Here is a 7,834-nt window from a genome sequence, read left to right as displayed (position 1 = left end):
CCCTCGTACCCCCGTACGACCCGCGCCCGGCGGGTTGGGGGGCCCTCGGGGCGGGAAGACGGGCCTCATGGGGAACGTGACGCGTACACGCATGAGCCGACGGCGGGGACGGTACGGCGCGGGCGGCCGCCCCGCGCGGGGTGTCCTGCTCTGCCTCCTGACCGCGGCGGCACTCACCGCCTGCTCCGGTGGGGACGGCGGCGGGAACGAGGCCCGCCCGGCCTCGGACGCCTCCACCGTGCCCACGAGCGAGCCGGCGAGCCCGCCGGGCACCGGCTCGGAGCAGCCGGGCACCTCCGCCCCGCAGAGCACCTCGCCGGGCAGCTCGCAGGAGGGTTCGGGGGACAGCTCGCCGGACACTCCGCGGGGGACCCCGCCCAGCGCCGTGCCGAGCGCCTCCGCGAGCACGCCCCCGACCACCGCGCCGAAGGAGGGCGGCACCCCGCGGTGCACCTCCGCCGGGATGCGGCTCGTCCTCGGGCGGGGCGACGTGGGCGCGGGCAACATCCACTACTCGCTCGTCTTCACCAACACCTCGGGCCGTACCTGCGTGCTCAGCGGCTACCCCGGGGTCTCCCATCTCGCGGGCGACGGGGCGCAGATCGGCGCTCCGGCGAAGCGCGAGGGAGGGGCCGGGGCCGGTGTCCGGCTCGCGCCCGGGGGCAAGGCGCACAGCGAGGTGCACACCCTCAACGGGGGAGTCGGCGGCCCCTGCCGCGCGAAGGGCGAACTGCTGCGGGTCTACCCGCCCGGTTCGCGCGAGGCGATGACGACACGCGCGGGGAACTTCCGTGTCTGCGGGGACACCTTCACGGTGACGACGGTCAGCGCGGGCGCGGGCCCCTCCTGAGCGGGCGGGTCCCCGCTCCGGCGCGGGGTACGGGGGAGGGGCGGTCCGCGACGCGCGGACCGCCCCTCCTGCCGCTGCGGGAGCACCCGTTCAGCAGCTCAGGTTCGTGCCCGGGTCGACGCCAAGGATCTGCGCGAAGCGCGTGTAGTTGTCGACGCGGCTCTGGACCTGTGCCGGGTTCTTCCCGTCGCACTCCAGGCTGCCGTTGATGCTGCGGATCGTCTCGCCGAAACCGTGGCCGTTGACGATCGCGTCGTGCGGCGTCATCGTGCCGGGGCCGTTCTGCGTGTTCCAGTACCAGAGCCCGGTCTTCCAGGCGACGGCCGCGTCCTTCTCCACGAGGGACGGGTTGTTGAGGAGGTCGATGCCGAGGGCGTCGCCCGCCGCCTTGTAGTTGAAGTTCCAGCTCAGCTGGATGGGGCCGCGCCCGTAGTACTGGTCGGTGCCGGCCGGGCAGCCGTACGGCTGCGAAGTGTCGCAGTAGTGCGGGTAGTTGGCGGTGTTCTGCTCGACGACGTAGACGAGGCCGCCGGTCTCGTGGCTCACGTTGGCGAGGAAGGCCGCGGCCTCCTGCTTGCGCGTCGTGTCGCTGCCGGTCCCGGTGAAGCCGGGGTAGGCGTCGAGCGCGGCCGTCAGGCCCTCGTACGTGTAGAAGGAGTTGCGGCCCGGGAACATCTGGTCGAACTGGGACTGGCTCACCACGAAGGCGGCGGCGGAGACGTGCTGACTCGTGCCGGTGGTCGCGGGGTGCGGGCTCGCCGCGGCGGTGGGACCGCCGAGGACGAGGGTCGTGAGGGCGGCGGCCGAGGCGGTCGCCGAGAGGAGAGCGAGCAGTCGTGCGCGCACGGGGGGCTCCATTCGTGCGGCGGGCCGCCGTGAGGAGGTGACGGCGGCCCGCCGGTGTGGGGGGAGGGGGAGGGCAGGGGAAGCACCACGGGCCGGGGTGGGGCCCGGCTCCGTGGCTCGGCGCCGCGGCGAAGTGTCCTTCGCCGAAGTGCCCTGTGCCGAATACCGCTTGCTGCCTACCGCGGGGGGACTTCTCCTACTGCACCGTGACGTCGATGCAGTTGTAGAAGGCGTTGGTGGTGTCCGCGATGTTCCACACCGCGAGAACCTTCTGCTTGCCCTTCAGGTTCCCGAAGTCCACGGTGTGGGTCACGGTGGCGCCCGGCTTGGCGCCGTTGTCGTTGAACTCGGCTATCTTCTGGCCGCCGACGAAGTACTGCCAGGTGCTCGTCGCGTGCTGCGCGGTGAGCTTCCAGTTGAACTGCGTCGTGGAGCTGACCGGGGTCGCCACCCAGCCCTTGGAGTCGTCGTCGAGTTCGGCGAAGCGGGAGTTGCCGCCGCTGCAACTCGTCAGGCCCTTGGGCCCCTCGACGCTCTGCGGCTCGTACGTGATGTCGCCACAGGAGACGGTGCCGGCCGCGCACTGGGCCTGCCTGCTCGGCGGGTCGCTGATGTAGCCGTGGGCGCTCGCGGTGCTCGCACCGAGGGTCAGGGCGAGGGCGGGGGCCAGGACGGCGCCCGCTCCGATGGCGAACTTCCTTTTGGCGTGCATGAGTTCTCCTTCACTGCGGTCGGTCGGCCCGGGAGCGGTGCGGCGGTGTGGGGTGCCGTGCCGTCCGGGCGGCCTCTCAGGGTGGGGGTGCAAGAGGCGCGAAGGTTTCTGGCCGCGACCGGTGAACACGGCACGGGGGTACCGGAGTTCCCAATGGTCTGGGCCACTTGGACTAGACCATACCGAGTCACGTGTTCACGTCAAGGGAGTGGAAGCGCTTGACCTGAGTGCGCCCCCGTCCCGCGCGGGGCGCGGTACCCTCCGCGCCGCGCGTGGGAGTTGCTCTCGCCCGCGCGAACGCTGCCCCGAACGCGTGTGCATCGAGCGGGTGTTCGGCTCCCGTCCTTCCGCGTGGGAGGCGCGCCGCACGGTCCCCGTCCGGCGATCATCGCGGTAGTCCGTCCCGTACGTCCCAGCGGAGCCCGCCGTGAAGGCATCGATCGTCCTCTACACCTCCGACCTGCGCCTGCACGACCACCCGCCGCTGCGCGCCGCGCTGCGCGAGGCCGATGAGGTGGTACCGCTCTTCGTCCGCGACCCCGGTATCGAGAAGGCCGGTTTCCTCGCGCCCAACCGCGCCGCCTTCCTCGCCGACTGCCTCGGCGACCTCGACGCGGGACTGCGCGAGCGCGGCGGGCGGCTCGTGGTGCGCGCGGGCGATCCCGTCCGCGTCGTGCGCGAACTCGTCGCGTCCACGGGCGCGGAACGCGTGCACCTGGCGGCCGGGCTCAGCGCGTACGCGAGGAGCCGCGCGGACCGGCTGCGCGCGGCGCTCGAAGGAACGGGCGCGGAACTCGTCGAGCACGAGGCGGTCGTCACGGCCGTGCCGCCCGGCGAAGTCGTCCCCGGCGGCAAGGACCACTTCGCCGTCTTCACCCCCTACCACCGCCAGTGGGCCGCCCAGCACCTGCGCGACCCCCTCGGCGCGCCCCGCAAGCTGACCGTTCCCCCGAAGGTCCGCTCCGACGAGGTCCCGCGCCGCGCGGACGTCACGGGTGTCTCGCCGGGGCTCGCGAAGGGCGGCGAGCGCGAGGGGCGGGCGCGGCTCGCCGACTGGCGGCGCGACGGCGTCAGCCGGTACGAGGAGCTGCACGACGACCTCGCGGGCGACGGCACCTCGCGGCTCTCCCCGTACCTCCACTTCGGCGCGCTCTCGGCGGCCGAGTGCGTGCAGCGGGCACGCGCACACGGCGGGGCCGGGGCCGACGCCTTCGTGCGGCAGCTGTGCTGGCGGGACTTCCACCACCAGGTGCTCGCCGCGCGCCCCGCCGCCGCCCACGAGGACTACCGCCCGCGCGGCGACCGCTGGCGCACCGGGCGCACCGCCGAGCGCGAGGCCGCCGCCTGGCGCGAAGGCCGCACCGGCTACCCGGTCGTCGACGCCGCGATGCGTCAGCTCGCGCACGAGGGCTGGATGCACAACCGGGGCAGGCTCCTCGCCGCGAGCTTCCTCACCAAGACCCTCTACCTCGACTGGCGGCTCGGCGCCGCGCACTTTCTCGACCTCCTCGTCGACGGCGACCTCGCGAACAACCAGATGAACTGGCAGTGGGTCGCGGGCACCGGTACCGACACCCGTCCGGGCCGCGTCCTCAACCCGCTCACGCAGGCCCGCAAGTACGACCCCGAGGGCGACTACGTACGCCGCTGGGTCCCGGAGCTGCGCGGCGTCGAGGGGCGCGCGGTGCACGAGCCGTGGAAGCTCGGCCCTGACGCGTACGGGGACTATCCCGCGCCGCTCGTGGACCTCGCCGAGGGCCGCGACCGCTTCCGCAGGGCCCGCGAGAGCGGCTGAGTCGCGCGGGGCGGTGTGCGCGGGGCGTACGAGGGCACGCGGACCCGTGGCGGAGGCGTCCCCTCCGCCGCGGCGCGGAAGCCCGTACCCGCGAGTGACAAGCCGCGCACATCGTGTCGAAACAGGGCGAAACAGTGTTTTCCGCCGCCGGAAAACGGGGAGGCGAACCCCCGTGGCGGTGGAGCACCTCGCCCGCGTGCGATCGTACGGCTCCCGCCCCCGCCGACCTACCGAGGAGAGGCACGTGCCCGCAGTACCGAACATCACCCTCAACAACGGCGTGGAGATCCCCCAGCTCGGCTTCGGGGTCTTCCAGGTCCCGCCGGAGAAGACGAAGGAGGCCACGCTCAGCGCCCTCGACGTCGGCTACCGGCACATCGACACCGCCGAGATGTACGGCAACGAGAAGGAGGTCGGCCAGGCGGTCCGCGCCTCGGGGATCGACCGCGCGGAGCTCTTCGTCACGAGCAAGCTCAACAACGGCTTCCACGCCCCCGACGACGCGCTCGCCGCCTTCGAGCAGAGCCTCGCCGATCTCGACATCGGCTATCTCGACCTCTTCCTGATCCACTGGCCGCTGCCGAAGGTCGGCGACTTCGTCGAGACCTGGAAGGCGCTGGAGGAGATCTACCGCTCCGGACGCGCCAAGGCGATCGGTGTGTCGAACTTCCAGCCGCACCACCTGCGGCGCCTCCTGGAGGAGACGGACGTCGTCCCCGCCGTCAACCAGATCGAGGTGCACCCGTACCTCACCCAGGAGACGGTGCGCGCCTTCGGCGCCGAGCACGGCATCGCGACCGAGGCGTGGTCCCCGATCGCCCAGGGCCTCGTCCTCAAGGACCCGGTCATCGCGAGCATCGCGGACCGCCTGGGCAGGACCACGGCGCAGGTCACCCTGCGCTGGCACATCCAGCGCGGCGACATCGTCTTCCCGAAGTCCGTCACCCGCTCCCGTGTCGAGGAGAACTTCGCCCTCTTCGACTTCGAGCTGACGGAGGGCGACATGTCCGAGATCTCCGCCCTCAACCGCGACGAGCGCACCGGACCGAACCCGGACGAGTTCAACTACGTGCCGTAGGCGGCCTTCACCACGCCGCTACGTGCCGTAGCCGCATCCGTCACGCCGGAGGTGCCCGAGGCCCGCGCCGCAGCGGGGCCCGGGCACTCGCCCGGGGGGAAGTCGCTCCGAGGGGCGAGCCGCGCTTGACTTCGAGTGCGCTCCAGTTCGTAGCGTCGTCACCATGACCCGTAGCCAGCAGCACCCCATCGGCTCCCCCTTCGGCCACGACTCCACCGCGAGCGAGGTGCTCTCCGGCACCGACCTCGGCGGCAGGCTGGCCGTCGTCACCGGGGGCTACTCCGGAATCGGCCTGGAGACCACCCGCGCCCTCGCCGGGGCGGGCGCGCACGTCGTCGTGCCCGCGCGCAGGCCCGAGGCGGCGCGAGAAGCGCTCGCGGGCATCGAGGGCACCGAGGTCGCCACGCTCGACCTCGGCGACCTCGACAGCGTCCGCGCCTTCGCCGGGGAATTCCTCGCCTCCGGCCGCCCGATCGACCTCCTCGTCAACAACGCGGGCATCATGGCCTGCCCCGAGACCCGCGTCGGGCCCGGCTGGGAGGCCCAGTTCGGCACCAACCACCTCGGGCACTACGCCCTCGCCAACCTCCTGCGCCCCGCGCTGCTCGCGGACGGCGGCGCCCGCGTCGTCGCCCTCTCCTCGACCGGTCACCTGCGCTCCGGCATCCGCTGGGACGACATCGACTTCCGCGACGGCTACGACAAGTGGGACGCGTACGGGCAGGCGAAGACCGCCAACGTGCTCTTCGCCGTCCACCTCGACGCGCTCGCGGCCGAGGACGGCGTACGGGCCTTCGCCCTGCACCCGGGCGGCATCCTCACCCCGCTCCAGCGCCACCTGGAGCGCCAGGAGATGGTGGCGCGCGGCTGGATCGACGAGCAGGGCGAACTGACCGACCCCGACGCCTTCAAGACCCCCGAGCAGGGCGCGGCGACCACCGTCTTCGCCGCGACCTCGCCGCTCCTCGACGGCCTCGGCGGCCTCTACCTGGAGGACTGCGAGGTCGCCGTCCCCGCCGACGAGGCGCCCGAGGGCAGCGGCGGCGTCAAGGACTGGGCGATCGACCCGGAGCAGGCGGCCCGGCTGTGGGCCCTGTCCGCCGAGCGCACGGGCATCGACACCTTCGGGCGCGGCTGAGGGCCGGGGGAGCGGGGCGGGACGGGGAGTGCGGGGGCTTGCGGGAGCGGGCCGAGCGCCTCGCGGCGACGGGGCCGCGCCCGTGACGCCCCGCGGCCCCGCCCGCTCCCCGGTCCTCCTCAGCCCTTGAGCCCCAGCACCTCCGCCAGCTCCCGCCACCCGGCGCGCGGCAGCGAGTCCGGGTTGCCGTCGAGGAGCTGGACGGCGACGTGGTCGGCGCCCGCCTCGTGGTACTCGGCGATCCGGCCCCGGATCGTCTCGGGGGAGCCCCAGACGACGTTCGCGTCGACGAGCCGGTCGCTGCCGCCCGCGCGGAAGTCCTCCTCGGTGAAGCCGAGGCGCAGCCAGTTGTTCGTGTAGTTCGGCAGCTTGAGATACATGTCCAGGACCTGCCGGCCGATCGCGCGGGCCCGCTCGGCGTTCTCGCTCAGCACGACCTTCACCTCGGGCGCGAGCAGCGGGCCCTGGCCGAGGATCTCGCGGGCCTCGGCGGTGTGCTGCGGCGTCACGAGATACGGGTGGGCGCCCACCGCGCGCGTCCCGGCGAGCTTCAGCATCTTCGGGCCGAGCGCCGCGAGCACCCGCCGCGCGGCGGGGACGGGGCGCGGGGCCGCGTCGAGTGCGTCGAGGTAGGCGACCATCGTCGAGTACGGCTTGCGGTAGTTCTTCACCGCCGGTGCGTGGCTCGCGCCGAGCCCGAGGAGGTAGCGGCCGGGGTGCGCCTCTTCCAGGTCCGACGCCTCCGCCGCGACGTCCTCGGCCGTGTGCTGCCAGATGTTGAGAATGCCGTTGGCGACGGTGATCCGCGACGTGGCGGCGACGAGCGCGGCGGCCCCGGTCACGCTGCTGCTCCCGCCGAGCCACACCGCCCCGTACCCCAGTTCCTCCAGCTCCCGGGTCGCCTCCTGGGCGATCGGGTCCCCCTTGCTCAGCAGCACGTTCCAGATGCCGATACGACCGATGTCCATGCCTGACCTTCCCGTCGGACCCACTGTCACCCACCGGCAACCGCGCCGGTGATCACAGCTATTCCCCCTCTGGGCGCCGCCCGGCCCACCGGTACCGGACCTTCACCGCGCGGGACGACGCCCCGGCAGGACGAGAACGAGCGCGGCGGCCACCGCGGCGAGTGCCGACGCGAGCCAGAACGCCGCCGTGAACCCGCCCGCGGCGGGCAGTCCGGCCCCGGCGGGGTGCGCGGCGAGCACCGCCACGCCCGCCTGACTGCCGACCGCGCCGCCGACCGTACGGGCCACGGTGTTCACCCCGTTGGCGGAGGCGCTGTGCTCCGCGGGCGCGCCCAGGTGGACCAGGCGCGGCAGTGCCGCCATCGCGCAGCCGAAGCCTGTCCCGATGACGACGTACCCGAGCGCCACCGCGAGCGGCCCGCCGTGCCACAGCGCGAGCAGCGCCCC

General features: G+C 73.5%; 7 protein-coding genes and 1 pseudogene. 4 read left to right on the top strand and 4 right to left on the bottom strand.

Annotated features, from left to right (window positions below):
• The first annotated feature begins 91 nt into the window (after positions 1-91).
• A complete protein-coding gene (locus G3I42_RS25030; protein WP_239096659.1) occupies positions 92-850 on the top strand; it encodes a DUF4232 domain-containing protein in 759 nt (252 codons plus the stop codon).
• Positions 851-940: 90 nt separating this feature from the next.
• Here the strand turns inward: G3I42_RS25030 and G3I42_RS25025 are convergent, their stop codons facing one another.
• On the bottom strand, positions 941-1,696 hold the full coding sequence (locus G3I42_RS25025) for a chitinase (protein ID WP_164289536.1): 756 nt from the start codon (positions 1,694-1,696) through the stop codon (positions 941-943).
• A 196-nt stretch (positions 1,697-1,892) separates the two neighbouring features.
• Positions 1,893-2,408, bottom strand: coding sequence for a lytic polysaccharide monooxygenase auxiliary activity family 9 protein (locus G3I42_RS25020; protein WP_164289534.1), 516 nt, complete (start codon positions 2,406-2,408; stop codon positions 1,893-1,895).
• 427 nt (positions 2,409-2,835) lie between these two features.
• Between G3I42_RS25020 and G3I42_RS25015 the strand changes: the two genes are divergently transcribed.
• From G3I42_RS25015 to G3I42_RS25005, 3 genes are all read left to right on the top strand, one after another.
• The gene (locus G3I42_RS25015) at positions 2,836-4,203 is read left to right on the top strand and encodes a deoxyribodipyrimidine photo-lyase (protein ID WP_164289533.1); all 1,368 of its coding nucleotides are present in this window, start codon (positions 2,836-2,838) and stop codon (positions 4,201-4,203) included.
• A gap of 244 nt (positions 4,204-4,447) precedes the next feature.
• Positions 4,448-5,281, top strand: coding sequence for an aldo/keto reductase (locus G3I42_RS25010; protein ID WP_164289531.1), 834 nt, complete (start codon positions 4,448-4,450; stop codon positions 5,279-5,281).
• A 163-nt stretch (positions 5,282-5,444) separates the two neighbouring features.
• Positions 5,445-6,419, top strand: a complete 975-nt coding sequence (locus G3I42_RS25005) for an SDR family NAD(P)-dependent oxidoreductase (RefSeq protein ID WP_164289529.1) — start codon at positions 5,445-5,447, stop codon at positions 6,417-6,419.
• A 119-nt stretch (positions 6,420-6,538) separates the two neighbouring features.
• On the opposite strand, the gene G3I42_RS25000 is transcribed toward G3I42_RS25005, so the two are convergent.
• On the bottom strand, positions 6,539-7,387 hold the full coding sequence (locus G3I42_RS25000; protein WP_164289527.1) for an LLM class F420-dependent oxidoreductase: 849 nt from the start codon (positions 7,385-7,387) through the stop codon (positions 6,539-6,541).
• A gap of 102 nt (positions 7,388-7,489) precedes the next feature.
• Positions 7,490-7,834, bottom strand: a pseudogene (locus G3I42_RS24995) (MFS transporter); the annotation flags it as partial.

The sequence above is a fragment of the Streptomyces sp. SID11385 genome, from assembly GCF_010548245.1.
In the GTDB taxonomy this organism is placed as follows: Bacteria; Actinomycetota; Actinomycetes; order Streptomycetales; family Streptomycetaceae; genus Streptomyces.
This window is presented reverse-complemented; position numbering and strand designations above follow the sequence as displayed.

Excerpts from the sequence above, each read along its gene's own strand:
- G3I42_RS25005 (WP_164289529.1), top strand. The coding sequence starts at position 5,445 with ATGACCCGTAGCCAGCAGCACCCCATCGGCTCCCCCTTCGGCCACGAC.
- G3I42_RS25030 (WP_239096659.1), top strand. The coding sequence starts at position 92 with ATGAGCCGACGGCGGGGACGGTACGGCGCGGGCGGCCGCCCCGCGCGG.
- G3I42_RS25000 (WP_164289527.1), bottom strand. The coding sequence starts at position 7,387 with ATGGACATCGGTCGTATCGGCATCTGGAACGTGCTGCTGAGCAAGGGG.
- G3I42_RS25020 (WP_164289534.1), bottom strand. The coding sequence starts at position 2,408 with ATGCACGCCAAAAGGAAGTTCGCCATCGGAGCGGGCGCCGTCCTGGCC.